The organism is Flexivirga meconopsidis, from assembly GCF_026162425.1.
Classification (GTDB): domain Bacteria; phylum Actinomycetota; class Actinomycetes; order Actinomycetales; family Dermatophilaceae; genus Flexivirga; species Flexivirga meconopsidis.
The window spans coordinates 128,625-155,152 of the sequence record NZ_JAOBQJ010000006.1 but is presented as its reverse complement, the minus strand read 5'-3'; the positions used below and the strand labels follow the sequence as shown (position 1 = coordinate 155,152).

Here is a 26,528-nt window from a genome sequence, read left to right as displayed (position 1 = left end):
TTATCCGAGGTGCGGTGGCACCGGTCCGGCTGGGTCGAGCGCGGTCGACTGGTTGGCCAGCACCCGCCACGCGTCGTCCCGCCATACCCACACGGTGAGGGTGGCGTTGTCGAGCTGCCGCTGCTCGCCGGCGAGTATGACGCTGCCGCGCATCCGCCGCAGCACGAGCACGACGTCCTCGCGCACCCGCACGGTCGGCTCGCCGTTGTCGAAGCCGAGGAAGTCGAAGAAGCCGGTGCGGACCTTGTCGAGGAACGCGGCCTTGTCGTCCATCTGCCCGTTGGTGTGGCTGTACATCACGTCGTCGGCCAGGAGGGCTTCGAGTGTGTCGACGTCGGCATTCTCCATCGCCTGGTAACGCAACGTGTCCAGGTCGAGAACCGTTGCAGCCGTTGCCTTCTCGTCGTCGGTCATGCGTCGTGCTCCTTGTCGTCGCCGAACGTGTCGAGCCAGGCCCGCACGCTCTCGTTGTGCTCGCCGAGTCGCGGGGGTGCGACGTGTGCGGGCCGGTCGCCGGCCTCCGCACGATCGTCGAATCTCAGTGCGGGGCCGGGCAATTCGATGGTCCCCAGCGTCGGGTGTTCCACCGGTATGACGAGGCCTTGCGACCGGGTTTGGTCCCACTCGTAGACCTGGTCGAGCGTGCGGACCTTGCCCACCGGGATGCCGGCCGCCGAGAACCGCGCCAGCCAGGTGTCGCACGGCTCCTGGACCAACCGGGCCTCGATCAACGTGCGCAGCTCGTCGCGGTGCGTGACCCGGTCGGCGTTCGTTGCGAATCGTTCGTCGGCCGGGTCGATGTCGAGCAACTGCGCGAAGGGGATCCACAACGCCTGGTTGCCGACCGCTACCTGCAGCGGGTCGTCCGCGGTCGGGTAGAGCCCGTAGGGAGTGATGCTCGGATGGTCGTTGCCGATCGCGTGCGGCACCTCGCGGGCGACCGTCCACCGGGTGCCCTGATAGGCGTGCAGTCCGACCAGCGAGGCGAGCAGGCTGGTGCGGATGCGTCGCCCGCGTCCGGTGCGGGTGCGCTCGTAGAGCGCGGCGACGATCCCGAACGCGGCGTTCATGCCCGCCGTCAAGTCGCCGATCGAGACGCCGACCTTGGTGGGTTCGCCACCCGGTTCGCCGGTGAGCGACATCAGCCCCACCTCGCCCTGCGCGATCTGGTCGTAGCCGGCCCGGCCGCCCTCGGGGCCGTCGTGCCCGAACCCGCTGATCGAGCAGACGATCAGGCCCGGGTTGAGCTGCCGAAGCGTGTCGTCATCGAAACCGAGGCGGTCCAGCACCCCCGGGCGGAAGTTCTCGATGAGCACGTCGGCTCGGCATACCAGGTCGGTGAGCAGGTCGTGCCCGGCGTCGGTCTTGAGGTCGGCGGTGACCGACTCCTTGTTGCGGTTGCAGGCCAGGAAGTATGACGAGACGGGCGCACCATCGGACCCGGTCACGAAAGGCGGCCCCCAGCCACGGGATTCGTCGCCGGCGGGCGGTTCGACCTTGATGACCCGCGCGCCCAGGTCCGCAAGCATCATCGTTGCCTGCGGACCGGCGAGCGCGCGGGTCAGGTCGACGACGACGATGTCGTCGAGCATGTGTCAGTCCCTCGCGACGATCGGGGTGCGCACGCTGCCGACCTTCTCGACCTCGACAACGACCTCGTCGCCGGGGTGCAGGAAGACCTGCGGCTTGCGACCGGCGCCGACGCCACCAGGCGTGCCGGTCGCGATCACGTCACCGGGCAGCAGCGTCAGCGTGTCGGTGAGGTAGCTGATGATCGCCGGCACGTCGTGGATCAGGTCACGGGTGTTGCCGTCCTGCATCACCTCGCCGTTGACCAGCGTGCGCACCTGCAGGCCGTCGGCCGGGTTGCCGACCTCGTCCTTGGTCACCACGTCGCTGATGGGGCCGGACCGGTCGGCGTTCTTGCCGACCGTGAACTGTGGGGTCTCCAACTGCTTGGTGCGGGCGGAGATGTCGTTGAACGCGGCATACCCGAAGACCGAGTCCATCGCGGTCTGCGGCGTGGCGGCCCAGGTGGTTGCCCCGATGACGACCGCCAGCTCGACCTCCCAGTCCAGGCCCGGCTCGTTCGGCGGCACCGGGGTCGACTCGCCGTCCACGATCAGGCTCTGCTGCCAGCGGCCGAAGATCATCGGCTTCTTCGGCACGTCCAGACCGGCCAGGTCCTTGGACTCCTCGCCGTGGCTGTAGTAATTGATCCCCACGCAGAAGACCCGCGCTGTGGTGGGTACGGCGGGGGCGAGCTCGACGTCGGCGGCCTTGACCGTGCCGGCACCGGTCGCGGTGGTTGCCGCAGCCGGGTCGGCGTAGAACGCGTCCGCGGTGCCGAGGTCGACGATCGAGTCACCGTCGACGCGGCCGATGTGTCGGGTGCCGTCCTTGACGAATCCAGTCAGCTTCATGTGTTCACTTCTCCCATTTTCCGAAGTCGGGGCCGTCGGGGAAGTCCTCGACGACTGCACCCTCAATGATCGCGTCGTGGTCACGCGGCCCGCCCCAGAGGCGGGACATCTCGTAGGCGATCTCGCGGGTGATCTGGCCGTTCTCGAGCTCGAAGATGTGCACCAGCCGCATGCTGATCCGGTCGCCGGGTTTGAAGCCCAGGTTGGGCATCTGGTCACCGACGACAGTGAGGTCGGCGACCTGGTCGTCGAAGACCGTGTTGCCCCTGGCGAAGCGGCGCAGCGCGTAGGTGCGGTTGTAGTGGACGGTGCTGAAGATGCCCATGTAGGACTTCTTGATCTCGGCCGGGTCGTGCAGCACCACTCCGCGGTTCGGTGCTTCCCAGGTGACCTTGTCGGCATACAGCGCGATGGCCTTGTCGACCGAGTCGGGTGTCTCGTTGTGGAAGTGCGCCTGCACGACGCGCAGGTTGAGCTCCTCGATCTGTTCCTGGGACATCGACGAGGTGTCGGTGGGTCCGATCGGCACGTCCGTGACGTCGCTCATGATGATTCCTTTCGTTGTGGGAGTGGGGGATTCGGGCGGTCAGCTTCGGATGCCGACCGTGGTCGTCTTGCGCGAGGTGAAGCCGTCGATCGCGCCTTCGATGGAGAACTCGCGGCCCATGCCGCTCTCCTTGATGCCGCCGTAGCTCATGCCGGGCAACTGCCCGAGCCCGCGGTTGACCTGCACCCAGCCGGCCTCGATGCGGTCGGCGGTGCGCAGCGCGGTGTCGATGTCGTGGCTCCAGACATACGCGGCCAGCCCGTATGACGAGGCATTCGCCATACGCACTGCCTCGTCCTCGTCGGTCCAGGTCATCGCACTGAGCACCGGTCCGAAGATCTCGTCGGTCGCGGCTGGCCAGGTGGGGTTGACGTCGGCGAGAACCGTTGGGGTGTAGAAGAACCCGCTCGACGCACCCGCGGATCGGGCGCCGCCGGTGAGCACGCGGCCCCCGCGCTCGCGGGTGTCCCGCACGAACGAGTCGACCCGGTCGAACTGCCGCTCGTTGATGATCGAGCCGATGTCGGTGCGCTCGTCGAGCGGGTCGCCGATGACGAGCTGCTCGACCTGCGCGGCGACCTTGGCGGTGAAGGAGTCCGCGATCGACGCGTGCACCAGGAGACGGCTGCCGGCGGTGCACGACTGACCCTGGCGCGGGAAGCGCATGCTGTCGACGACGCCGTTGACGGTGAGGTCGTCGTCCGCGTCGGGGAAGACGATCGACGGTCCCTTGCCGCCGAGCTCCAGGGACACCGGCACGATCCGCTCGGCGGCCTTGCCCATCACCAGCCGGCCGATGGTGGTGGAGCCGGTGAAGGAGAGTTTGGCGATCCTGGGCTCGGTGAGCAGCGCGGCGCCCGCCTCGTCGCCGAAGCCGGTGACGACGTTCAGCGCGCCGAGTGGCAGGTGCTGCTGCGCGAGCCGGGCAACGGCGAGCACCGCGAGCGGTGCCTCCTCGGAGACCTTGAGCACCACGGTGTTGCCGGTCGCCAGCGCTGCCGCGCACTTCACGACGGCCAGTTGCACCGGCGCGTTCCAGGGGGTCATCGCGCCGACGACGCCGAGCGGTTCGCGGGTGGTGAAGTTGAGCAACCCCGGCCCGAGCGGCACGGTCTCGCCCTTGACCTCGGCGGCGCCGCCGGCGAAGTAGCGCAGCAGGTCGACCGCGCTCTGCACCTCCGGGCGCGATTGCCGCCGTATGGCGTTGCCGGTCTCGCGCGTCAGCAGCCGCGCGATCGGCTCGAGTTGTTGCTCCAAGTCGTCGGCGATGCGCGCCAGGGCCCGGCCGCGCTCGGCGGCAGCCATGGTGCGCCACTCGGCGGCTGCGCCGAGCGCTGCGTCGGTGGCCGCCGCGATGTCGGCGTTGCCGCCGCGCGGCACCTGCGAAAGCACTGCGCCCGTTGCTGATTCGTAGATCGGGAACCAGCGGCCGTCGGCTGCCTCGTGCTCCGATCCGCCGATCAGCATGGGTGTCCGCTCGGGGAGAGTGTCAGTCATTGTGCGCCTCGTGAGGTGTGGTGGGTGAACTTGCTCAGGCGGTGAGGCCGGTGGTGAGCGACATCCGGGTCGCGGTCTGTTTGACAACGGCGGTGATGCCGGCGCCGGCTGGTGCCGAGCCCGCGACGTAGAAGTCCGGCCGGAGCAGCACATGCGCGACGCCGAGGTCGGCGAACCAGCGGGTGTACGTGCCGTCCACGTCGATCATGTCGGCGCCGGAATGCTCCGGTCCGATGGTGTGCGCGGCACCGCCCATCCGGTGCAGGCGGTCCTTGGTGGACTCATCGACCTCGTGGGCGGCATCGACGGTGGTCAGCAGCGACCAGGTCCGGCCGACGACCTCGTCGAAGCGCCCGACCCTGCCGTCGTAGGCGACCATGCCCTGCGCGGAGGGCGCGCCGGCGCCGGGCGTGTCCGGCACCCACACCCCCGGACCGAGCGTCGCGTCATACGGGCGCACGGGGCCGATCTTGGCTTGCTCGGCGTGGCTCGCCATCATGTCGACGTTGCGCTGCGCCACTGCCTCGGGATCGGTCATGCAGATCACTTCGCCGAGGCCGACCGAGAAGTCGATGAACCACTTGGCGTGCGGTGCCCGCTCCTGCCCGAAGGTGTCGAGCAGGTCGGGGGCAGCCAGGTCGCGCAACACCAGGTCGAGGCGCCACGCGAGGGCGTTTGCGTCGCGCAGTCCGGCGCACATCCCCTCGCCCGCGAACGGCGGCATGAGGTGCGCGGCGTCACCGGCGAGAATGACTCTGCCAGCACGCCATTCGGTGAGGTAGCGCGCTTGGAATCGCCAGACGACGGCCCGCTGCAACTCGGCATTGTCGGGCCGGACGTCGAAGGGTGCGAGCAGCGACCAGACGTTCTCCGGTGCGGCGAACGTCTCTCGATCCTCGCCGTCGAGCAGCATGAACTCCCAGCGTCGCCGGCCGGGTCCGCCCGGCACGATCGTGTGCGGCCGAACCGGGTCGCAGATCTGGTAGTGCGGCGGCTCGTAAGCGTGCGTCTCGTGCTCGACCACGTCCACGACCAGCCAGTCGTAATAGAAGTTGAGATCGATCATCTCCAGCCCAATTGCGTTGCGCATGAAGCTGTTTGCCCCGTCGGCGCCCACGGCGTATGACGCCTCGGCCACGATCTCCGACAGGGCGTCGTCGGCGCCGGCCTGATCGCCTCGCCGGGTCGGTCGCAGGGTGACGCGGGCCGATGTGGCGTCCTGCTCCAGTGCGACGGCTTCGTAGCCGAGGACGGTGCGCACGTTGGGCAGCGTGGACACGATGCAGCGCAGGCGCTCCTCCAGATCCGGCTGGTTGAACCAGTAGCGGTTACGCCAGCCGTCCGCGGCGGTGGACTGCCAGTCGATCTCACTCAGCACCTCACGGTCAGCGCTGAGCATCTGGTAGATCGCGTCGTGGTAGTCGATCGACGGGTCGTTGTTCGCGTCGATGCCGACCGTGTTGAGGATGCGGGCGATCTCGTGGTCGAAGGTCACCGCCCGCGGCAGCGGATAGGCGGCGGGCCACCGGTCGACGGCGACGACTTGGTGGCTGCGCTGGCCGAGCAGGATCGAGGTCAGCAAACCGACCGGGCCGAGGCCGACCACGACGACATCCGCATGCAGGTGCTCGGCGGAGGTCGTCGGGTCGGCCGCTTGGGCGGTGTTGTCGGCCATGTGCACTCCCAATGTGAAGGATCATTCAGAAATGAATGGATCGTCATTTCGATAGGAGTGATTATGAACACATCCTCACCGATGAGGCAAGGGTCACATCGAAATTAGTGTCGCTGAGAGTGCGCGACGCCGCCCGGGCGTCGGTCAGGTGGGTGTCAGCGTGGGGTCAGCGGATGCGCTGCGCGGCCGGCCCGAACGGCCGGGGCTCGAGGTGGCGTGCATCGTCGAACGACGGCAGGTCCGGCAGTGGCCTGCGGCATACCTCGGCGGCGTCGGCCGGAGTGAGACCGAGCATGCGAAGGTTGTACTCGGCCAGGTGCACCGCGCTGTCCGGGTCGGCGCCGGCGGTGTAGTAGGAGTGGATCGCACTGAGCAGCGACCCGAAGACGATGTCGGCCGCCATCGCCAGATCCGGCACGTCGAAACGGCCTTCGTCGATGCCGAACCCGATGTCGCGTGCGGCACGAGGGCCGAGCGAAGCCATCAGCGCCGGGTGGGCCAGACCGAGCTGTACGACGAACCGGCCCCACACCTTGTCCGAGAGGGCGGCACCCATCAGGTGCCGCAGCGAGGACGCGACCACCTCGGCTGGGTCGGTCATCTCGCGGGTGAGGGCATCGAACCGGACCCCGATGGTCTCGATAGCGTCGTCGACAGCGGCCTGCACGACCGCCTCGCGGTTGGGGAAATAGTTGTAGAAGGTGCCGGCACCGACGTCGGCCTGCTCGGTGATCTCGGCGATGGTGACGTTGCCCAGTCCGCGCTCGGCGATCAGCACGTGGGCCGCGTCGACGAGTCGTTTGCGGGTCTGCTCCTGGCGGCGGCTACGACGATCGGTCGGCTTGCCGGAGCTGGACTGGGACACCGTTCCTCTTCTGGGTGTGCGAATACGGACGAAGACGCCTGCGCAGCGTAGCAATCCGTCGTCCTGGGCCGAAGGCTCCCGGGGTAGCGTCGTGGACCTGGCGAGCAGATGGGCTGCGTCGGTTATGGCACCCAGACGAGTGCGTCCCCGACGAGACGTTCGGCGTTGGCGGCGCCGCTGGGGGTGTTCAGCGGCCCGGATGCCGTTGCGAGAGTGGTGGATCCGCCGCCGTCCAGGTTGACCGCGTCGACCAGGCCGAGTGACTTGGCGACTGCGGCAGACTCGGCGACCGTGGTGCCGACGCTGCTCGCCATGCGGCCGTCGATGGTGACCAGGGCGATCTTGCCGTCCGCTGTGCGGCCGAAGATCGTGCGCGGGTTGCGGTCGAAGAAGCTGCCGGTCCCGGGCGGCGCGACAACCTGCCCATCGGCGGTGAGTCGATAGCGGCCGTTGACGCCGAAGGTCTTCTTGGTCAACGGGATCCGCTGCCCGAAGGCGTCGGTGACCGACTGGCGGAAGCTGAGGCAACCCGCAGCACCGGTGACCGTCTGCAGTGCGGTGGCGTCGGCCCCGGTCGCCTGCACCGACGACTGCCCGGTTGCGAGCGCGGTGCCGCGTGTCGTCCAGTTGCTGCGGACGATGCAGCCTCGCTTGTCCAGCACGATCTCAGCGCCTGGCCCCGATGGTGTGCGAGATCCGAAATCCGGTGTGATCCAGTCAGTTTCGCCGGTTGCCGATGGTGGGTGGTCGACCGCGTCGATGTCGATGCTGTCACCGGTCCGGGCGTTGACCGCCTTGGCCGCCCACTGCACCTTGCCGAAGAGCATCTTGCCGGTCTGGCCGTCGAAGACGACATCCTGCTCGGCCGGGTCGGTCGTCGGGTTGGACAGCAGCTTGCCGCCATACAGTCCGAGTCCGACCGGGTCGCCCGGGTAGTCCTTGCTCGCGGTGAAGGTGAAGAAGGAGGCGTTGGTGCCGATCAGTCCGCCGGCGAAACCGACCAGGTCGGAGACGGTTTCGGTGCGGGCGAGGTCAGGGCCGTAGGTCGCCTCCAGTCGCCCCTTGGCCTTCACCGGGTCGATCAGCACCTCGTTGACCACCCACGGCCCCTGGTCGGTGGTGTTGATCTCGTCGGGGGAGGCGGGCGTCGTGCCGCGCACGATGCGGGTGCGAGTGATCCCCGCCGCGAGCGTCGTGGTCGTGCGGGTCTCGGAGAGGTTCGCGGCGCCGAGCGGCAGTTGCCCGGGTGTGGCGTGTGAGGTCGGCACGGTGATCGCGAGACCGAGCGCGGTGGCGACGGTGGCGGCATACAGGCGGTGACGGAGCATGCTTCGACGTTGCCGCAGTCGTCACCTGGCGTGGGCAATCGGCGGGTGAACGGTGGGCGAAGAGGCGCTACTGCCTGGGCTGCCGCAGCTGACGCTTGAGGATCTTGCCCGAGGCGTTGCGGGGCAGGTCGTCGACGAACTCGATGCGCTTGGGCACCTTGAAGGCGGCGAGCTGCGAGCGGGCGTGGTCGACCAGAGCGTCCGAGGTCACGTGCTCCTTGCTGACGACGTAGGCGGTGACCGCTTCACCCCACTTCTCGTCGGGCACGCCGACGACGGCGACCTCGGCGACGGCCGGGTGCGTGTAGAGCGCGTCCTCGATCTCCCGGGACGCCACGAGCACCCCGCCGGTGTTGATCACGTCCTTGATGCGGTCGACCACGAACACGTAGCCGGCGGCGTCGCGGCGCACCAGGTCGCCGGAATGGAACCAGCCATCGACGAAGGCCGCAGCCGACTCCTCGGGTTTGTCCCAATAGCCGTCGCACAGTTGCGGTGAGCGATAGACGATCTCGCCCTGCTCGCCGGGAGGCACGTCGTTGCCGTCGGTGTCGACGACGCGGGCTTCGACGAACAGCACCGGGCGCCCGGCGCTGTCCGGTCGAGCCTCGTGCTCATCGGGCCGCAAAACCGTTGCCAACGGACCGATCTCGGATTGCCCGAAGCAGTTGTAAAACCCCAGCTCGGGTGCCTTGGCCTGCAACCGTTGCAGCACCGGCACGGGCATGATCGAGGCTCCGTAGTAAGCCTTCCGCAGTTGACCGAGTCCGCGCTCGTCGAAGTCGGGATGATTGGCGAGAGCCACCCAGAGCGTCGGCGCCGCGAAGAACGACCGGTGCTCATCGTCGGACAGCCGGCGCAGGATGTCGGTCGGATCCGGCTTCTCCACGATCGTGCTGCTGCTGCCGACCATCAGCCCGGGCAGCACGAAGACGTGCATCTGCGCCGAGTGGTAGAGCGGCATGACGTGCAGCGCCTCGTCGTCCTCGGCGAAGTCGAGCGCGGTGACGCAGCTGAGATATTCGCTCACCAGCGCGCGGTGCGTCATCACCGCGCCCTTCGGGGCAGACGTGGTGCCGGAGGTGTAAAGCAGCTGTACGACGGTGTCGTCGCTCGATCCCGAAAACACTTGGGGCGTCTTCGGATCCGCGGCGCCGGCCAGTGCCACCTGCAACAGGGAGTCGTCGCCGCGCAGCGGGACGACGAGCGACGGCACGTGCTCGACGTCGGTGAGCCGGTCGCGCATCGCCGGATCCACCAGCACGGCGCTGCTGCCGGACTGACGCAGTAGATAGTCCAGCTCGCGCGCGACCAGGCCGGAGTTGATCGGCACGTGGACGAGGCCGGCGCGCGAACAGGCGAGGAAGCCCACGACATACAGATCCGAGTTGAGGCCGTATGACGCAACCCGCGACCCCGGCTCCAGCCCGAGACTCAACAGGTGCGCCGCCACGGCATCGACGGCGCGGTCCAGCTCGACGAAACTCCATACCCGCTCCTCGAAGCGCAATGCGGTGCGTTCGCCGAATCGACTCGCAGATCGGCGGAGCACGTCGTCGACGGTGTTGCTGCGGGCACTTGCCAGGTTGTCCATGCCTCACCTCACCACGGTTGCCGTCTTCGCGTCCGCGGTTGGCGGGAAGGACGTCGAATCGGTATGTGCGGAACGGGCTCTCGCGCTTCGGCGAGTGGTAAGCAGGTGACGTCGGAGGTGGACGATCAGCAGGGGGCTGTCATGCCAGGTACCCAAGACGACGAACTCATGGCACTGGTCGAGCGTGCATACGACGAACGTCATCGTGCGTGGTTGACCGCACGCCACGACATGAGCGAGTGGCTGCAGCAGGTGTGTGATGAGCTGCTGGCCGGTGCAGACCGGACCCGACTTGACTCTGCGCACTCCCGCATCAAGGAGCAGGCCCGCGCGCTCGACAAGTTGCGCCAGAAGGTCGCCGACGAAGATCTGACGGTGGACACCACGGCGGACGTAGAACGAGAGCTGACTGATCTCGTCGGGTTGAAGGTGCTGTGCAAGTCCACCCGGGATCAGGCGGCCGTGTTCGACGCGTTGCGCGACACCGATCGGTTGGGGGATCTGCGCCTTTACGACCAGCGCGACTATGTCGCCGCGCCGAAGCGTTCTGGATACCGGGCGTGCCATGTCCTGTTCGAGGTGCCGGTGCTCAACGACGACCCGGTGGTCGTCGAGGTGCAGATCAAGACTCGCCTGCAAGACGCGTGGGGCGAGCTGACACACGAGGATCTGTACAAGCCGGGGTCGGCCATGAAGCCGATCGCATTTCACGGGTCCGTCGCGCGTGCGATGGCGTCGCTGCTCGCGGAGGTCGACCTGCTCGCCGATGACCTCGCGGAGGAGCTCGAAGCAACCGCCGACGCACAGGGGCTGGAAGCCGCCGCCGGCGATGTCGAGCCCGCCGCCGCACAAGATGACTTCCGCGAGGTTCGGGTGCGGACGACCGGCGAGCGTTATGCGCTCGCGGTGGACAGCAGTGGACAACAGGGCCTGATCCCGGCCTACGCAGTCCGGTCGGTGGTCGGGGTGAACGGACTGATCAAGGTCGATCATTACGTCGAAGTCGGAGACAAGCTGCGGGTTCAGGTTGAGGAGAATGACCGCGGCCTCTATTACCTACCTGTCGAGCTGGTGCCGCACTGAACCCGTGGTGAGGCATCGATCGCAGCTGACCCGCGGGCACCGGGTGCTGCCCGCGGGTTCGCGGCAAGAACTCTGCTGGATAACCTTGCGCGGTGACTGAGATCGAGATCGGCCGAGGCAAGCGCGGCCGCCGCGCATACTCCTTCGACGACATCGCGATCGTGCCCTCGCGGCGCACCCGCGACCCGGAGGAGGTCTCGGTCGGCTGGCAGATCGACGCCTATCACTTCGACCTGCCGGTGGTGGCCGCGCCGATGGACTCGGTGATGAGTCCGCAGTCGGCGATCGAGCTGGGCAAGCTCGGCGGTCTGCCGGTCCTTGACCTCGAAGGACTCTGGACGCGTTACGAGAACCCGGAGCCGCTGCTGCGCGAGATCGCCGGACTCGACCCGACCGACGCCACCGCGCGCATGCAGCAGATCTACCAGGAGCCCATCCGCCCTGACCTGATCACGTTGCGGCTCAAGGAAATTCGCGACGCAGGCGTCACCGTTGCCGGTGCGCTCTCCCCGCAGCGCACCCAGGAGCACTGGAAGACCGTGGTCGACGCGGGAGTCGATCTCTTCGTCATTCGCGGCACCACGGTCTCGGCGGAGCACGTCAGCGGACGGGCCGAGCCGCTCAACCTCAAACGCTTCATCTACGAGCTCGACGTGCCGGTGATCGTCGGCGGCGTCGCGACCTACACGGCCGCACTGCACCTGATGCGCACCGGCGCCGCCGGTGTCCTCGTCGGCTTCGGCGGGGGAGCGGCGCACACCACGCGCCGCACGCTCGGCATCCACGCCCCGATGGCGTCGGCAGTGGCCGATGTCGCCGCCGCGCGACGCGACTACATGGACGAGACCGGCGGCCGGTATGTGCATGTGATCGCCGACGGTGGCATGGGCTTGTCCGGTGACATCGTCAAGGCGTTCGCCTGCGGCGCCGACGCGGTGATGCTGGGCGCGGCACTGGCCCGCTCCAGCGACGCGCCGGGCGCCGGTTTCCACTGGGGCTCCGAAGCCCACCACGGCGACCTGCCGCGCGGTGAACGCGTCGAGGTGCGCACCGTCGGCACGCTGCCGGAGATCCTCACCGGGCCGGGCCAGGGCGCCGACGGCACCACCAACCTGATCGGTGCGCTGCGCCGGGCGATGGCCACGACCGGCTACTCCGAACTCAAGGAGTTCCAGCGCGTCGAGGTCGTCGTCGCGCCCTATCAGCGCAGCTGACGCCGCAGGTCGCGGCCATATTTCGGGCCAACCCTCCACATGTGAGCGTGGTCACCTTACTCTGGAGTAATGACGGATCAGCTGCTCTCCGAGGATGCCCGCTCGACTACCCAGCAGGAGCCGAAAGCCGCGCCGCGGCCCAGTCCGGCTGACCACGCGATCGACCCGCTGCTCGCCACCCGGCTCGCCGGGCGTGCGCTGACCTCGGCCGACGCACCCAAGATCGAGTGCGTCACGCCGTTCACCGGCGGGCTGCTCGCCACCCTGCCCGGGTCGACCGTCGCCGACGTCGACCGGGCCTACGAGATCGCCCGGGCCGCGCAGAAGGGCTGGGCCGCGCGGCCGGTCAAGGAGCGCGCCGCCGTGCTGCTGCGCTACCACGACCTGATCCTGAAGAACCAGGACGAGCTGCTCGATCTGATCCAGCTCGAGTCGGGCAAGACCCGCCGCCACGCGTTCGACGAAGTGCTCGACGTGGCCGGGGTATGCCGCCACTACGCACGCCGGGCCGAGCACTACCTCAAGCCGCGCCGCCACCTCGGCGCGATCCCGGTGCTGACCCAGTCGGTCGAGCTGCACCAGCCGCGTGGCGTCGTCGGCGTCGTCGGTCCCTGGAACTACCCGCTGTCGATGTCGATCACCGACGCGCTGCCGGCGCTGCTCGCCGGAAATGCGGTCGTGCTGCGCCCCGACGAGAAGGCCTCGCTCACCGCGCTGCGCGCCATCGAGCTGCTCGACCAGGCCGGTCTGCCGGAAGGCCTGCTGCCGGTCGTGCTCGGTGCTGGCCGCACCGTCGGCGAAGCCGTGCTCGACCGCGCCGACTACGTCATGTACACCGGCTCGACCGCCACCGGCCGGATCGTCGCCGAGCGCGCGGCGTCCCGGCTGGTCGGTGCCTCGCTGGAGCTCGGCGGCAAGAACGCCATGTATGTCGCGGAGGACGCCAACCTGCGACTGGCCGCGGAATGCGCTGTGCGCTCGTGCTTCTCGTCGGCCGGTCAGCTGTGCATCTCGATCGAGCGACTGCTGTTGCACGAGAAGATCGCCGACAAATTCCTCAAGCTCTTCCTCGCCAAGGTCGAGAAGATGAAGCTCGGCGCCGACCTCGCCTACGGCAACGACATGGGCTCGCTGATCTCGCAGCAGCAGCTCGACAAGGTGACCGAGCACGTCGAGGACGCCCGCGCGAAGGGCGCCAAGGTGCTCGCCGGCGGGCACGCGCGCCCGGAGATCGGCCCCTACTTCTACGAGCCCACCGTGTTGGACGGCGTCACTGAGGCGATGGACTGCCGACGCGGCGAGACCTTCGGCCCGGTCGTCGCGATCTACCGGGTGGCCGACGACGCCGAGGCGGTGGCCGCGGCCAACGACACCAACTACGGCCTCAACGGCTCGGTGTGGACCCGTGACATCAAGCGCGGTCGCCGGGTTGCCGAGCAGATCCGCTGCGGCACGGTCAACGTCAACGAGGGCTTCGTGGCCGCGTGGGGCAGCAACGGTTCCCCGATGGGCGGCATGGGCGAGTCCGGTCTCGGACGCCGGCACGGCTCCGAGGGCATCCTGAAGTACACCGAGTCGCAGAACGTCACCGTGCAGCACGGGCCTGCGTTCGTCGTACCGCCGGGAGTGTCCGAGAAGCTCTGGGCGAAGTCGATGAGCAGTGGCCTGAAGATGATGAAGGGATTCCGCATCTCATGACGACAACCGTTCAAAACCCGGGCACCACAACGGGATTCGACCACGACGTTGTCGTCATCGGCTCCGGGTTCGGTGGATCGGTCTCCGCGCTCCGACTCGCCGAGAAGGGGTATGACGTCCACGTCTACGAGTCGGGCCGCCGGTTTGAGGACCACGACTTCGCCAAGACCTCCTGGAACCTGCCGAAGTACCTCTGGGCGCCGAAGCTGAAGTGCTTCGGGGTGCAGCGCTACCACCAGCTGCCCGGCGTGATGATCCTCGCCGGGGCCGGTGTCGGCGGCGGGTCCCTGAACTACGCCAACACCCTCTACAAACCGCCGGCCGCGTTCTTCCAGGACCAGCAGTGGGGCCACATCACCGACTGGGATGCCGAGCTCAGCCCGCACTATGACGTCGCCCGCCGGATGCTCGGCGTGGTCGAGGAGAACCCGTGCGAGGGGCCGGTCGAGAAGCTGATGAAGGAAGCGGCCAACCAGCTCGGCGTCGGCTCGACCTACCGCAAGACGCCGGCCGGAGTGTTCTTCGGTGAGTCCGGCAAGACCGTGGCCGACCCCTACTTCGGCGGAGAGGGCCCGGAGCGCACCGGTTGCACCGAGTGCGGCAACTGCATGGTCGGCTGCCGGGTCGGCGCCAAGAACACCCTGATGAAGAACTACCTGGCGCTCGCCGAACAGCGCGGCGTGACCATCGAGCCGATGCGGACCGTGGTGGAGCTCGAGCCGTTGGGCAACGGGTTCCGGATCACCACCGAACGCACCGGCGCCTGGGTGAGCAAGGACCGCCGTACCGTCACCGCGGGGGAGGTGGTGGTCGCCGCGGGCACCTGGGGCACCCAGAACCTGCTGCACAAGATGAAGGTCACCGGGCGGCTGCCGCACTTGTCGGACAAACTCGGCGAACTCACCCGCACCAATTCCGAGGAGCTGGGCGGGGCGGCCGCGGTGCAGGTGCCGCAGGACGTCGACCTGACCAAGGGCGTGGCGATCACCACCTCGTTCCACATCGACGAGCGCACCCACATCGAGAACGTCCGCTACGGCAAGGGCTCGGACCTGATGGGGCTCATGTCGACCTTCCTGGTCAACGGTGACAAGGGCATCCTCGGCCGCACCGCCGAACTGCTCGCTCAGATGGCGAAGGCGCCGATCAAGGCGGCGCAAGCGCTCGGCCCGCACTGGAGCGAGCGCACCATCATCGCGCTGGTGATGCAGAGCATCGACAACTCGATCACGGTCAAGCCGCGGCGCCGGTTCGGGCGCATCGGGCTCACTACCGCACCCGGGTACGGCGAGCAGAACCCCCGGTGGATCCCCGCCGGGCACAAGGCGATTCGCGCGATCGCCGACCAGCTGTCCAAGGTCGGCAAGGTCGACGTGATCGCCGGTGGTTGCTGGCCGGAGTTCTTCGGTATGCCGATGACCGCACACTTCCTCGGCGGCGTCGCGATCGCCGACTCGCCGGACAAGGGCGTCATCGACCCCTACCACCGGGTGTGGAACTACCCGCAGTTGCACGTGGTCGACGGGTCGGCGGTTTCGGCCAACCTCGGCGTCAACCCGTCGCTGACCATCACCGCCCAGGCGGAGCGGGCCATTTCGATGTGGCCGGCCAAGGGCAGTGACGACGAGCGCCCGCAGCAGGGCGAGGCCTACCAGCGGCTGGCCGCCCCCGCCGCTCGAGTGCCCGGCGTCGACCTCGGTATGCCGCAGGTCCCGGCGACAGTCGCCTGACACAAGAGGGACGGTCGCCGACCGCCCCGGGCTCGGCCGCAGGGCCGGGACGTATTCTGAGCCACGTGCTCCGATCCGCGTTCCGGCCCCGCATGCTGGGGCTGCTCGCGCTCGCGATCGTGCTGGTCACCGCGTTCGTCATCGCCGGTTTCTGGCAGTGGGGCGTGGCGCAGCAACGCGGCAGCAAGTCGATGGACGACGCGGAGAGCCGCCCGGTCGTCGCGTTGAACACCGTGCTGGCGCCGCAGCAGAAATTCCCCGACGACGGGTCGCTGCGTCCGGTGCGCTTCACCGGCCGCTACGACCCCGCGCACCAGGTCCTGATCAGCGGTCGCACGCTCGGCGAGCAGGACGGCTTCTGGGTGGTGACCCCCGTGGTGGTCGACGGCACCGGCGCGCGGATCCCGGTGGTGCGCGGCTTCACCGCCACTCCTGCCGCCGTCGCCAAACCCAGCAACACGCAGGTGACGGTCACCGGTGCGCTCGCGCCCGGTGAGTCACCCTCCACGTCGGAGGGCCCGCCCGGACAGCTCAGCAGCGTCGACCTGGCCTCGATGCTGACCCAGTGGGGCGGCAACATCTACAACGGTTTCGTCTTCCTTACCGGAGAGCAGCCGGCGATGAAAACCGCTGGCGTGCAAGCATTCCCGCCGCCGAAGCCCGGCAACACCGGCCTCAACCTGGTCAACGCCGGCTACGCACTGCAGTGGTGGACGTTCGCCGGCTTCGCGATCTTCATCTACTTCCGGGAACTGCGCGACCAGGCACACCCCGAGCGACGGTCCACCAGGAAGAACGCGCAGAATCGCACCGCAAGCGCCGAACCCAGCACTCCCGAAGGAAGCCATGTCTGACACCGCCACCCTCACCACCGACGCCGGCGAACTCCGCAGCGGTGACGACCTCGGCGCGGTCGAGACGGCGCTGAAGTTTTTCCGGGTCATGGCGGTCATCGCCGGTGTCGCGCTGCTGATCCTGTGCGTGGAGCTCATCCTGCGCTACGGCTTCGACAACGAGGCGCTCACCTGGTGGTCACCGATCCACGGCTTCCTCTTCATGATCTTCATGGCCTCGGTCGCCTGGCTCGGCAGCAAGCTGCGCTGGAGCTGGCCGCGGATGGTCGGTTACGTGTGCACCGCGTTCGTGCCCATCCTGTCGTTTTGGCTGGAACGCAAGGTGAGCAAGGGTGTTGAGGAGCTGCTGGCGCAGGTGGACGCGCGGGCGCGCTGATCTCGATACGCGGCTCGTTCCTCGCCGCTACTCGATCAGCGGGGTGTGGCTCGTTCCTCGCCGCTACTCGATCAGCGGGCGGGGGCTCTACTCGATCAGCGGGCGTCGATAGACTGCGCGGGTGACAGCCCCGCTCACCGAAAAGCCCGTCCTGGTCGTCGACTTCGGCGCGCAATACGCCCAACTCATCGCCCGTCGCGTGCGCGAGGCACAGCTCTACAGCGAGGTCGTGCCGCACACCATGCCGGCCGCCGAGATGCTCGCCAAGGACCCGGCCGCGATCGTGCTGTCCGGCGGTCCCTCATCGGTGTATGACGAAGGTGCCCCTGAGCTCGACGCCACCCTGCTCGAGGCGGGCGTCCCCGTGTTCGGCATCTGCTACGGCTTCCAGTCGATGGTGCGCGCACTCGGCGGCACCGTCGAACACACCGGGCTACGCGAGTACGGCGCGACCCAGGCCGAGATCGGCGACACCGGGTCGACGCTGTTCAACGGCCAGCCCGCCGAGCAGTCGGTGTGGATGAGCCACGGCGATTCCGCCTCGGCCGCCCCCGACGGCGTCAAGGTCACCGCCACCACCCCCGGTGCCGCGGTCGCCGCGATCGAGGACGACGAGCGTCGCCTCTACGGCGTGCAATGGCACCCCGAGGTGATGCACTCCACCTTCGGACAGCGGGTCCTGGAGAACTTCCTGCTGCGCGGCGCGGGCCTGGCCGCAGACTGGACCCCGAAGGCGATGGTCGAGGAACTCGTCGAGCAGGTGCGCGAGCAGGTCGGCGACGACCGTGCGCTCTGCGCGCTGTCCGGCGGTGTCGACTCCTCGGTCGCGGCCGCGCTCGTGCAGCGCGCGATCGGCGACCAGCTCACCTGTGTCTTCGTCGACCACGGTCTGCTGCGCGAGGGGGAGGCCGAGCAGGTCAAGCAGGACTTCGTCGACGCCACCGGTGTCGACCTGATCGTCATCGACGCGACCGAGCAGTTCCTCGGCGCGCTCGCCGGCGTCAGCGACCCGGAGGAGAAGCGCAAGATCATCGGGCGGGAGTTCATCCGCGTCTTCGAGCAGGCCGCGCGGGACATCGTCCAGGACAGGGGCGATGAGGAGCACCCGGTCAAGTACCTCGTGCAGGGCACGCTCTATCCCGACGTCGTCGAGTCCGGCGGCGGCACCGGCGCCGCCAACATCAAGTCCCACCACAACGTCGGCGGTCTGCCGGACGACCTGCAGTTCAGCCTGATCGAGCCGCTGCGGCTGCTCTTCAAGGACGAGGTGCGCCAGGTCGGACTCGAGCTCGGAGTGCCCGAGCAGATCGTCCACCGCCAGCCCTTCCCCGGACCCGGCCTCGGCATCCGCATCGTCGGGGAGGTGACCAAGGAACGCCTCGACATCCTCCGCGCCGCCGACCAGATCGCCCGCGCCGAACTGTCCGCAGCCGGTCTCGACCGGGAGATCTGGCAGTGCCCCGTCGTACTCCTCGCCGACGTCCGCTCGGTCGGGGTGCAAGGCGACGGTCGCACCTACGGCCATCCGATCGTGTTGCGGCCGGTGTCGTCCGAGGACGCGATGACCGCCGACTGGACCCGCCTGCCGTATGACGTGCTGGCGCGCATCTCGGGCCGGATCACCAACGAGGTCCCGGAGGTCAACCGGGTCGTGCTCGACGTCACGAGCAAGCCACCGGGCACCATCGAGTGGGAGTGAGTGCCGGACCGACCGGCTCCTCACCGCACGGACAGCACGCGCACAGGTCGCCGGGTGACGATGAGCGGGTGAGTGCAGCACAGGTCCGCGAGATGGCGCAACCGCCTGCCTTCGCCGACCGCGAGTGGCACCCGCAGCCGACCGACCATCAACCGCGCCGGCCCTCCGGCCTGCCGCTATGGGCGCACAGTCTCGCGATGGCGGTCCTCGCCGCCGTCGGTATGGCGATCGTCGTTCGCGTCGCCATCCACTCGGTGCGCGGATTCCGCCTCGACCAGCGGATGATGGACTCACTCACCGCATCGCCCAGCGGGTGGGCGCGCATCCTCGACGTCCTCACCACCGTCACCGACGCCACCGTTGCGCTCTGTCTGCTCGGCTGCGTCGTGGTCGCGCTGGTGCAGCGACGTTGGTCGGTCGCGGTCGCCGCCGCGGTGCTGATCGCCGGCGCGAACGTCTCCACCCAGGTGCTGAAATATCAGGTGCTGGACTCGGTGGGCGGTCGCAACACCCTGCCGAGCGGACACACGACCGTCGGGCTGTCGCTCGCGCTCGCCGCGGTGATCGTCTCGCCGTACCGGTGGCGGCCGGTCGTGGTGCCGGGAGCCGCGGTGATCGCCACCTTCATCGGCGCCGGCACGGTCGCCGGTCACTGGCACCGTCCCGGCGATGTGCTCGCCGCCGGGATGGTATGTCTCGGCTGGGCCGCGGTGGCGCTCACCATTGCCGGCCTGCTGCAGCGCGGAACCCCGTCGCGCCCGGTCGTCAAAGGGCTGCCGACGGCCGCGCTGGGCGGCGTGCTGCTGGCCGGGCTGATCTTCGTGCTGATCGGGGTGCGCCCGTCATACGGCATGATCGACATGCCGTTGGCCGTCGTGACGCTCGGCCTGATCGGCGTGATGTGCGCGATCGTGATCGGCTGGGTGTCGGTCGCTGCGGACCGCCGACTGCGCTGAGCGCTCCGCCCTCAGGCGCGAGCCGTGCCGACCTTCGGCGAGGTCCACCAGGCCAGCCAGCCGAGCGCGCCGAGCGGGATCTCGGCCAGGTGAGTGAACACCATGAAGACGAAGACGCCCGCGGTGGCCGCCGCCGGACTCGCGCCCCAGGTGACCAGGATGCCGAACGCGCTGACCTCGGTGAAGCCGAGGCCGCCCGGGGTGATCGGGATGGCCGTCATCAACCGGCTGATCGCGTAGGCCGCGAAGAGGTCGGCGACGGGCAGGTTGACGTTGACCGCGTCCATCACCCGCCAGAACAACAGGAACCAGATGCCGAGCTGGCCGATCACCCCGAGCGACATCGGGAACCAGCCACGCTTGGTGATCGTGCTCATCCGGGCCCGCTGATCGAGCAGCATGTGCTTGACGTTGAGCGGCTTGCCCTTGTTGTCGCCGCGCCGGACGCGGGCGATCAGGTGCCCGAAGCGGTCATCGATCTGGCCGCCCAGCCAGGCGGTCCAACTCGGCCTGGTCAACGCGACGACGAAGCCGATCAGCAAGAGCAGCCCGATGATGCCGCCCCACCATGCGCCGCGGCGCACCAGGCTGGGCATCGCGTCGGTGGAGGAGGAGACCGCCGCAATACCGGCGAGCGGCAGGGCAACCCGGAACAGCACATTCCACAGGCCGCTGACGATCAGCCCGGTCGAGATGTTGCGGCGGGCGAAACCCCAGGAGCGCAGCATCAGGTAACTGGAGGCCATGCCGACGGCACCGCCGCCGGGCAGCAGGTTGCTGACCGCGGAGCCGGACACGTTGAGGATTGACGCCTTCACATGCGAGAGGCCAGGCAGCGCCGCCGACAGGGTGAAGGTGTAGACCGCGAGGCCGAGCACGGTGAGCCCGAACAGCTCCAGGCAGGTGCGTGGCCCGACCATGCTGAGGTGGTGGCCGATCTTCTCCCAGGACGTCTGGGTGACGACCGGGAGCAGCACGATGATCACCGCGGCCAGTCCGAGACCGAGCACCGCATTGAGCACGAGCCGCCAACTGAACTTCGGCATCACCGGGTCCGCACCGTCCTCATCGCCGCCGGCTTGATTGTCGGCGATGATCTCGTCGATGTGCACCTTGCGGGTGTGCTCGGCCGCGTCGGCACGCCGTCCCGAGCTCCTCATGGCAACCCCGCAAAGATGTCGTCGCTCACCGGACCGGTGTGCGCAGGGTCGCGGAACCATTCCCGACCGAATACCAGATCATAGATCGGCCGCGGAATCCGGAGGAACAGGGCCAGCGTCCGGTCGGCGCCGTCGTCGGCCGCCGCCTGCGACGCATGCGCCGACATCGCGGCCCGTTTGGCGCGGATCTGGCGGCGTACGTCGACACGGTGCGTGACCTGCGCGCGCGGGGTGAAGGCGCGCTCGTAGACGCCGAGGTCGAAGTCGCTCGGGAAGCGGTAGAAGCGGCCCACGAGGCGGATCACCCGAGTCAGCAACTCGCGCGGCACCGTCGCCTCCACGACGCGGGGCGTCCCAGCGAGCTCGGCGGCGCGGGCACCGACCTCGTGCACCTTGACGTGGTCGCGGTGCCCGTAGCCGCCGGCCGCGTCATACGACATCAGGACGTCGGCGTGCTCCGCACGCAGGATCGCGGCAAGCAGCTGCGCCGCATCCTCGGTCGTGGCCCGCCCGAAACGCTGCCCGCCCGGCGGGTCCGCGGGGATCTCGCCGGTCATCCCGGAGTCGGCATACCCCAGATGTATGACGCGAGCCACGCCCATCGCGGTCGCGCTGCGAGCCAGCTCGATCAACCGGCGCGTGCCGAGGCCGTCGCGCAGGTCGTCGGTGGTCAGCCCGAGCGCACCATCGGTCGCCACCACCAGCACGACGCGGTGTCCGGCCGCGGCGGCCTTGGCCAGCGTGCCGGCGGTCAACAGTGCCTCGTCGTCGGGGTGCGCGTGAAAGGCCACCAGGGTGTGGGACATCTGGTCCATCTTCGCGCATCGTGGGCGTCGTTCCCGACGTCCCGGCAGGTCGTGTCGTGGTCCGGGTTTCGCTGGCGCGGTGTCGTCCGTGGCCATCTTCGCGCATCGTGCGATGAGTTCCCGACGTCCCGGCAGGTCGTGTCGTGTCGAACACGGACAATACGAGCCATGAGGATCGCGCTGGTCTCCGACTGCTACCCGCCCAGGCTGGGCGGCATGGAGGCTCAGGTGCACGGGCTGGCGACGCAGCTGCAGACCGCCGGTCACCGGGTGGAGGTCTTCACGATCACGCCGGGCTCGGGTGATCCGATCGACGGGGTCGCGGTGCACCGGCTCGGCCTGCCGCGGGAGTTGCCCGGCGGCTGGCTCGTCAACCCCGCGGCGGCGCGACCGCTGCGGGCTGCGCTGCGGACCGGCGGGTTCGACGTCGTACATGCCCATCTCGGGGTGGTCAGCCCGTTCGCGATGGACGGGGTGCGGGTCGCGCACGGTCTCGGTCTCCCGGTCGCGGTGACCTGGCACAGCGTCACCGCGCGCGCCGAACCCGTGGTGCGGGCGCTGGGTTACCCACGTCGGTGGGCTCGCCGCGGCGCTGCCCTGTCGGCCGTCTCGCCGGTCGCCGCAGCTCCGATCCGGCGCACGGCCGGGGCGCGAGTTGCCTTGCTGCCCAACGGGATTGATGCGTCGTTCTGGAGTCCGGCGGGTGGCATCGGCGCCGGTCGCCCGGGTGCTCTGCGCGTCGTGTCGGCGATGCGGCTCGCGGCCCGCAAGCGCCCGCTGGAGCTGGTCAGCGCGGTAGCGCGGGCCAGGGAGGCAAGCGGTGTCGACATCCAGCTGACCATCGCGGGGGACGGGCCGCTGCGAGGGCGGTTGGAGCGGCTTGCGGGCGCAACGGGCGGCGCCTGGTGCGCACTGCCGGGCCGGCTCACACCGGTCGAGCTCCGCGAGCTCTACCGATCGGCCCAGGTGTATGTCGCACCCGCTCGGCTCGAGGCCTTCGGGATCGCCGCGGCCGAAGCATTGGCGAGCGGGTTGCCAGTGATCGCGCCGCGGGCCAGCGGCGTCGCGGGGTTCGTCGAGGACAACCGCACCGGTCTGCTCGTCGACGACGACGCGGGACTTCGCGGCGCGCTGGTGCAAGTCGCGGGAGATCATCGGTTGCTCACGGGCCTTTCGTCATACGCGCGGGAGGCGGGGCCTGGGCTCGACTGGTCGAACGTGGTCGGGGCGGTCATCGCCGAGTACGAGCGGGCGATCGCCGGCTGAGCCGATCAATCCCAGGTGCGCGTCTGCGCGAGTTTGCGCTCGAACTCCTGATTGCGACGCCAGCGGGAGACACCTACTGCAAGACCTGCGAGCAGCAGGAAGGCGGCTCCGGTGCCGACCGCCAGCCAGATGCCGAGTGAGGACCAGTCCGGGTGGTCGATCAGCCGCCAGAGCACGACGGCGGCCGACATCACGAGGAGCGCGACACCATGGATCACGGTGGGCGAGCTGACGCCGGTGTTGGCTTCGCCTTGCGGCGGAATCGGTTGCGGCACAGGCTGAGTCATCGTGTTGTCGCTCATTTCGCTTCCTTGATCTCCACGTCGCCCACGCCCACCCGGGCCTGCACGTCGATGGTCTTGGGTCCGTCGCCGACGGTCACGGTGCGCTTGGTGTGCACCCCGCCGTAGGTCGCGGTGTTGCCCGACTGCCGCACGCTGATGCCACCGAGATCGACATCGCTCGTCACCTGCAGGGTCACGCCCTTGGGCGGGACGATGTTGAGTTGCCCGACATTGACCCGGGTGTGCAACGTGGTGTTCTGCGGCAGGGCCGCCGGGTCGATGCGGGAAAGGTCGATGGTGCCGGTGCCGACCTTGAGCGCGAAGTTGTGCTGGGTGCCGGCGGCGACCGAGGTGGGGCGCCACTGCTGGTCACCGATCTCACCGGTCCACGGCATTCCCTTCGGCACCAGGGAGGTGACGACGGCCAGCACCGCGACCATCGACGCGATCGGGCCGAGTGCACCGCCGCGGCGCCCCGCTAGTCCCCCGATGACCAGGGCGAGCGCCGCGACGGCGACCCCGGCGGCCAGGCCCACTTGGAGGGCACTGTCGCCGTGGGAGGTGCCTAGCAGGATCGCGGCCGTGAAAGCGCCTGCCAGCACTGAGATTCCGAGGATTGCGAAGGTCGGTCCGGCGCCGATCGACGTGCGCTTGGGTGCCGGCGGCGCGACCGGGACCGGCGGGATCGGAGCCGGCGGCGGAGTCCAGAACGGGTTGTCGCCCTGTTTGCGCAGGTCGACACCGGCAGCGGCCGCACGGTTGCCGACCGATTGGGTGGGGGCGGCGTCCGCGGGCGAGGTCCGGTCCGGGTGGACCCGGTGGTCGGCCGCCGCCTCCCGCAGCTGGCCGCCGAGCCGGTCGGTCCACTCCTGGCGCGACTCGCCGTCGCGGCGTGCACCCGGGCCCTTGCCGTTCCAGGCGAGGAAGACCCATGCCAGCAGGCCGAGGCCGATCGCCGGACCGCCGACGTTCCAGCCGGAGCCGAAGGACCAGAACAGCCCGAATCCGCTGAACATCAGCAGCAGGGTGATGATGCACAGCGCGATCGACGAAGCGTCGCCGTGCCGCAGCGCCTTTTCGGCGACGATCTGCCCGTCGTCGTCCGGCAGCAAGGACCAGGCCAGGAAGTATGCCGGGACACCCACTCCGAACAGGAACGTCGCGAGGAGGAACGCGGCCCGCACGATGAGCGGGTCGACGCCGAAGCGGGCGGCGATGCCGGCGCACACGCCGCCGAACCACTTGCCGTCGCGGCGACGGGAGATGCCGAAGCCGCGGATCGCGGTGAAGAGGCGGTCAATCGCATCGGCGTGGCCACGGCCGCTGCCGTGTCCAGAGCCGTGACCTCCACCGTGGCCGCCGTCGTGCGGGAGCGTTTGCTGCGTCATACCCACCAATGTGTCGGGGCGAGGCACGCACTGCCATGCGGGTCGACCCTGACGACCCCCTGAGCCGTCCCCGAAACGTGCTGCGATGGCTCGGAGCACGCGCTCGCGTGGGCCAGACTGGACCTCATGAGCGGTGTGGCAGGAGCAGCCGAGCGGACGGGCCCGGACCGTCCGCCGCTCGCTCGTCCGACGAACGGGCGGATGGTCGCCGGCGTCTGTGCCGGGGTCAGTGCCCATCTCGGCGTGCCGTTGCAGAGCCTGCGGGTGCTCACCGCGTTGTCCGGGCTGTTCCTCTTCGGGCTGCCGGTCTATGTCTTCCTCTGGCTCACCATGCCGGAGACCGACAAGCCGCCGTTGATCTCACCGTTCGACAAGACCCAGCAGCGGGTGCCGAAACGGCGGCTGCTGCTGATCGGGCTGCCCGTGCTGCTCGTCGGGGGACTGGCCGTGTCCGGCGGCATCCGTTCGGCGGGCCACCTTTCCCTGACCCTGCCGCTGTTGGTGATTGCCGCGGGCCTGGTGCTGGTCTGGTCGCGTCTGGATCGCTCCGAACGGCGCCAGTGGTTGAGCGCCGAGGATCGCCGGGAGACCCGGATCCGCACGGTGATCGGGGTCGCGGTCGCGGCGTTCGGGCTGATCCTGTTGCTGTCGCAGGGCGGGGGACTGACCCGACTGCGCGACGTGGCGATCGCGGTGCTCGTGGTGCTGGTCGGTGCGGCGATCCTCGGGGCGCCGTTCATCGCGCGACTCTTCGACTCGCTGCGGCAGGAGCAGGCCGAACGTATCCGGGCGACCGAAAAGGCAGACATCGCAGCGCATTTGCACGATTCGGTGCTGCAGACCCTCGCGTTGATCCAGCGTCGCGCCGACGATCCGCAGGCGGTGCAACTGCTTGCCCGCGCCCAGGAGCGTGAGCTGCGGGGCTGGCTCTACGCCCAGGACGAATCGGCGGACAGCACGCTCGCGTCCGCGGTCACCGAGGCGGCCCACGACGTGGAGACCCTGCACGGCACCCCGATCGATCTGGTGGTCACCGGCGACCGCCCGCTCGACGAGAGCGGCCACGCGTTGGTGCGTGCTCTGCGCGAGGCGCTGGCCAACGCGGTGCGGCACGGCGCGCCGCCGGTCTCGGTCTATCTGGAGGCCGGGCCGCGCGAGGTCGAGGCGTTCGTGCGCGATCACGGCACCGGCTTCGACCTCGACGACGTGCCCGACGACCGGCTCGGGGTGCGCGAGTCGATCATCGGCAGGATGGCTCGGCACGGCGGAGAGGCAGAGGTACGACGGCGCGACGACGGCACCGAGGTGCGGCTGCGGATGACCGGAGCCGCGGAAAGCCCCAGCAATCACGAGGAGAGCAACGGATGACCGCACGAGTGGTGCTGGTGGACGACCACCGGATGTTCCGGTCCGGGGTGAAGGCCGAACTCGACGATTCGGTGACCGTTGTCGGCGAGGCGCCGGACGTCGACGCGGCGATCACGGTGATCCGGCAGGCCAAGCCGGACGTCGTGCTGCTGGATGTGCACCTGCCCGGCGGCAACGGCAACGGCGGGTCGGACGTGATCACCGGGTGCGCCGGCCTCGAGACCGAATCCGGAGCGCCGGTGCGGTTTCTCGCGCTGTCGGTGTCGGACGCGGCGGAGGACGTCATCGCGGTGATCCGTTCGGGCGCGCGTGGCTACGTCACCAAGACCATCAGCCCGGATGACCTGGTTTCCGCCATACATCGAGTGGGGGAGGGTGACGCGGTGTTCAGCCCGCGGCTCGCCGGTTTCGTGCTCGACGCGTTCGGCGCGACCGCCGGCGAGATTGCCGAGGTCGACGAGGAGCTCGACCGGTTGTCCGCCCGCGAGCGCGAGGTGATGCGGCTGATCGCGCGTGGCTACCAATACAAGGAAGTCGCCAAGGAACTCTTCATCTCGGTGAAGACCGTTGAGACACATGTGTCGTCGGTGCTGCGTAAGCTGCAACTGTCGTCGCGGCACGAGCTGACCAGCTGGGCGATGCAGCGTCGCTTGCTCTGAGGGGGAGTAGCGGCGGGACCATGCAGGGGGAGTCATGGGTGATGGGGTCGACCTGAGC

The 26,528-nt window shown here is 69.0% G+C and carries 24 protein-coding genes; 11 read left to right on the top strand and 13 right to left on the bottom strand.

Annotation, left to right across the window (positions count from 1 at the left end; all coding sequences use genetic code 11):
* From N2M23_RS19990 to N2M23_RS19950, 9 genes are all read right to left on the bottom strand, one after another.
* Window positions 1–414, bottom strand: a complete 414-nt coding sequence (locus N2M23_RS19990; protein ID WP_265448021.1) for a nuclear transport factor 2 family protein — start codon at window positions 412–414, stop codon at window positions 1–3.
* A complete protein-coding gene (locus tag N2M23_RS19985; RefSeq protein WP_265448020.1) occupies window positions 411–1,592 on the bottom strand; it encodes a CaiB/BaiF CoA transferase family protein in 1,182 nt (393 codons plus the stop codon). The genes N2M23_RS19990 and N2M23_RS19985 overlap by 4 nt, the downstream gene beginning before the upstream one ends.
* Before the next feature lie 3 nt (window positions 1,593–1,595).
* A complete protein-coding gene (locus N2M23_RS19980) occupies window positions 1,596–2,423 on the bottom strand; it encodes a fumarylacetoacetate hydrolase family protein (RefSeq protein ID WP_265448018.1) in 828 nt (275 codons plus the stop codon).
* 4 nt (window positions 2,424–2,427) lie between these two features.
* On the bottom strand, window positions 2,428–2,970 hold the full coding sequence (locus N2M23_RS19975; protein ID WP_265448016.1) for a nuclear transport factor 2 family protein: 543 nt from the start codon (window positions 2,968–2,970) through the stop codon (window positions 2,428–2,430).
* 39 nt (window positions 2,971–3,009) lie between these two features.
* A complete protein-coding gene (locus tag N2M23_RS19970) occupies window positions 3,010–4,467 on the bottom strand; it encodes an aldehyde dehydrogenase family protein (protein ID WP_265448014.1) in 1,458 nt (485 codons plus the stop codon).
* Window positions 4,468–4,501: 34 nt separating this feature from the next.
* Window positions 4,502–6,142, bottom strand: coding sequence for a bifunctional 3-(3-hydroxy-phenyl)propionate/3-hydroxycinnamic acid hydroxylase MhpA (gene mhpA, locus N2M23_RS19965; RefSeq protein WP_265448012.1), 1,641 nt, complete (start codon window positions 6,140–6,142; stop codon window positions 4,502–4,504).
* Between the two features lie 166 nt (window positions 6,143–6,308).
* Window positions 6,309–7,007, bottom strand: coding sequence for a TetR/AcrR family transcriptional regulator (locus N2M23_RS19960; RefSeq protein WP_265448010.1), 699 nt, complete (start codon window positions 7,005–7,007; stop codon window positions 6,309–6,311).
* A gap of 122 nt (window positions 7,008–7,129) precedes the next feature.
* Window positions 7,130–8,335 carry a phosphodiester glycosidase family protein gene (locus tag N2M23_RS19955; protein WP_265448008.1) on the bottom strand — a complete coding sequence of 402 codons (1,206 nt, stop codon included), beginning with the start codon at window positions 8,333–8,335 and terminating at the stop codon, window positions 7,130–7,132.
* 67 nt (window positions 8,336–8,402) lie between these two features.
* Window positions 8,403–9,929: a fatty acyl-CoA synthetase gene (locus tag N2M23_RS19950; protein ID WP_265448006.1), complete on the bottom strand. Its 1,527-nt coding sequence runs from the start codon at window positions 9,927–9,929 to the stop codon at window positions 8,403–8,405.
* Window positions 9,930–10,046: 117 nt separating this feature from the next.
* Here N2M23_RS19950 and N2M23_RS19945 point away from each other — a divergent pair, with 117 nt between their 5' ends.
* From N2M23_RS19945 to N2M23_RS19910, 8 genes are all read left to right on the top strand, one after another.
* Window positions 10,047–11,012 carry a GTP pyrophosphokinase gene (locus N2M23_RS19945; protein ID WP_265448004.1) on the top strand — a complete coding sequence of 322 codons (966 nt, stop codon included), beginning with the start codon at window positions 10,047–10,049 and terminating at the stop codon, window positions 11,010–11,012.
* Window positions 11,013–11,104: 92 nt separating this feature from the next.
* Window positions 11,105–12,226 (top strand): GuaB3 family IMP dehydrogenase-related protein, encoded by a 1,122-nt coding sequence (locus N2M23_RS19940; protein WP_265448002.1) that lies wholly within the window; start codon window positions 11,105–11,107, stop codon window positions 12,224–12,226.
* 69 nt (window positions 12,227–12,295) lie between these two features.
* Complete coding sequence (locus N2M23_RS19935; RefSeq protein ID WP_265448000.1) at window positions 12,296–13,924, top strand: succinic semialdehyde dehydrogenase; 1,629 nt, start codon at window positions 12,296–12,298, stop codon at window positions 13,922–13,924.
* On the top strand, window positions 13,921–15,654 hold the full coding sequence (locus N2M23_RS19930) for a GMC family oxidoreductase N-terminal domain-containing protein (RefSeq protein ID WP_265447999.1): 1,734 nt from the start codon (window positions 13,921–13,923) through the stop codon (window positions 15,652–15,654). Before N2M23_RS19935 ends, N2M23_RS19930 begins: the two co-directional genes overlap by 4 nt.
* Window positions 15,655–15,719: 65 nt before the next feature.
* Window positions 15,720–16,508, top strand: a complete 789-nt coding sequence (locus tag N2M23_RS19925) for an SURF1 family protein (protein ID WP_265447998.1) — start codon at window positions 15,720–15,722, stop codon at window positions 16,506–16,508.
* Window positions 16,501–16,884: a DUF3817 domain-containing protein gene (locus N2M23_RS19920; RefSeq protein WP_265447996.1), complete on the top strand. Its 384-nt coding sequence runs from the start codon at window positions 16,501–16,503 to the stop codon at window positions 16,882–16,884. Before N2M23_RS19925 ends, N2M23_RS19920 begins: the two co-directional genes overlap by 8 nt.
* 121 nt (window positions 16,885–17,005) lie before the next feature.
* Window positions 17,006–18,583, top strand: a complete 1,578-nt coding sequence (guaA, locus tag N2M23_RS19915; RefSeq protein ID WP_265447995.1) for a glutamine-hydrolyzing GMP synthase — start codon at window positions 17,006–17,008, stop codon at window positions 18,581–18,583.
* A 68-nt stretch (window positions 18,584–18,651) separates the two neighbouring features.
* Window positions 18,652–19,539 (top strand): phosphatase PAP2 family protein, encoded by an 888-nt coding sequence (locus tag N2M23_RS19910; RefSeq protein WP_265447993.1) that lies wholly within the window; start codon window positions 18,652–18,654, stop codon window positions 19,537–19,539.
* Window positions 19,540–19,550: 11 nt separating this feature from the next.
* On the opposite strand, the gene N2M23_RS19905 is transcribed toward N2M23_RS19910, so the two are convergent.
* Entirely contained in the window at window positions 19,551–20,699 is a 1,149-nt protein-coding gene (locus tag N2M23_RS19905; RefSeq protein WP_265447991.1) for a lysylphosphatidylglycerol synthase transmembrane domain-containing protein, read from the bottom strand.
* Window positions 20,696–21,514, bottom strand: a complete 819-nt coding sequence (locus N2M23_RS19900) for a PIG-L family deacetylase (RefSeq protein WP_265447989.1) — start codon at window positions 21,512–21,514, stop codon at window positions 20,696–20,698. The genes N2M23_RS19905 and N2M23_RS19900 overlap by 4 nt, the downstream gene beginning before the upstream one ends.
* Window positions 21,515–21,673: 159 nt before the next feature.
* Here N2M23_RS19900 and N2M23_RS19895 point away from each other — a divergent pair, with 159 nt between their 5' ends.
* On the top strand, window positions 21,674–22,771 hold the full coding sequence (locus N2M23_RS19895) for a glycosyltransferase family 4 protein (RefSeq protein WP_265447987.1): 1,098 nt from the start codon (window positions 21,674–21,676) through the stop codon (window positions 22,769–22,771).
* A 5-nt stretch (window positions 22,772–22,776) separates the two neighbouring features.
* Here the strand turns inward: N2M23_RS19895 and N2M23_RS19890 are convergent, their stop codons facing one another.
* Together N2M23_RS19890 and N2M23_RS19885 are read right to left on the bottom strand one after the other, a co-directional pair.
* Window positions 22,777–23,073 (bottom strand): hypothetical protein, encoded by a 297-nt coding sequence (locus N2M23_RS19890; protein ID WP_265447986.1) that lies wholly within the window; start codon window positions 23,071–23,073, stop codon window positions 22,777–22,779.
* The gene (locus N2M23_RS19885) at window positions 23,070–24,443 is read right to left on the bottom strand and encodes a PspC domain-containing protein (protein ID WP_265447985.1); all 1,374 of its coding nucleotides are present in this window, start codon (window positions 24,441–24,443) and stop codon (window positions 23,070–23,072) included. The genes N2M23_RS19890 and N2M23_RS19885 overlap by 4 nt, the downstream gene beginning before the upstream one ends.
* Window positions 24,444–24,569: 126 nt before the next feature.
* On the opposite strand from N2M23_RS19885, the gene N2M23_RS19880 reads away from it, so the two are divergent.
* Entirely contained in the window at window positions 24,570–25,811 is a 1,242-nt protein-coding gene (locus N2M23_RS19880) for an ATP-binding protein (RefSeq protein WP_265447983.1), read from the top strand.
* A complete protein-coding gene (locus N2M23_RS19875) occupies window positions 25,808–26,470 on the top strand; it encodes a LuxR C-terminal-related transcriptional regulator (protein ID WP_265447981.1) in 663 nt (220 codons plus the stop codon). The genes N2M23_RS19880 and N2M23_RS19875 overlap by 4 nt, the downstream gene beginning before the upstream one ends.
* The last annotated feature ends 58 nt before the right edge of the window (window positions 26,471–26,528 follow it).